Raw genomic sequence first — 752 nt, 5'->3', positions numbered from 1 at the left:
GGGGAAAACCTACCCCAGTGGCTATAACAAACCGTTTTTTGGTGACCCCGCTAGTTACCCCTTACACGAGGTTACGCTAGACAGCTATTACATGCAGAAGTACGAAATTACCTATGCTGAGTTTGACTTGTTTACCAAAGCAGTTGGCATTGATTCTATTCACAGTCAATTTATAGGCTCTACTCGTTATCGAAAACCGAATGTAGCTGCAACAGGTATGACCTGGTACGAGGCACAGGAGTATTGCGAGTGGCTGGGCGACTTGGTGGGGGTACCCATGAGCTTGCCTACTGAAGCCCAATGGGAATATGCCGCACGCAGCCGTGGGCAAGCAGTAGCCAATGCCACCGATGATGGTACCATAGATGGAGGCCGTAATTATTATGGAAAGGGTGTGGACCTTCCAAGAAGTAAGACACCTCCAGGCTACTTCCCCCCCAATCCTTTGGGATTGTATGACATGTCGGGTGGTGTAGGCGAATGGATATTTGATTATTGGTATCCCTTTACAGAAGACCCCGTAACCAACCCAACATGTACCGATAGTACTTATCGCTCCAATAGAAGTACACGTGGATTTCCGGGAGGAAGTGGTAATATGTATCGCCGATCGGGCAATAGAAAACCCACTAACAGAGGGAGTGGCGTAGGTATGCGTTGCGTAGCTAATGTTACAAAGGATACCATTAGGTAATTGTAATTACTACAATAACTTAACAACAAAAAACCTAATAGGAAACTGACATGGCCAG

At 46.5% G+C, this 752-nt stretch carries 1 protein-coding gene; it reads left to right on the top strand.

Features of this window, described 5'->3' with window-relative positions:
* Window positions 1-694: formylglycine-generating enzyme family protein (locus A8B35_RS05650; protein WP_075602405.1), on the top strand; the 694-nt coding region annotated here is incomplete at its 5' end.
* Window positions 695-752: the final 58 nt, after the last annotated feature.

Source organism: Saccharicrinis aurantiacus (assembly GCF_001660705.2).
In the GTDB taxonomy this organism is placed as follows: domain Bacteria; phylum Bacteroidota; class Bacteroidia; order Bacteroidales; family Marinilabiliaceae; genus Saccharicrinis; species Saccharicrinis aurantiacus.
Note: the sequence above shows the minus strand (reverse complement) of the source record. Positions and strands in the feature narration are given on the sequence as shown.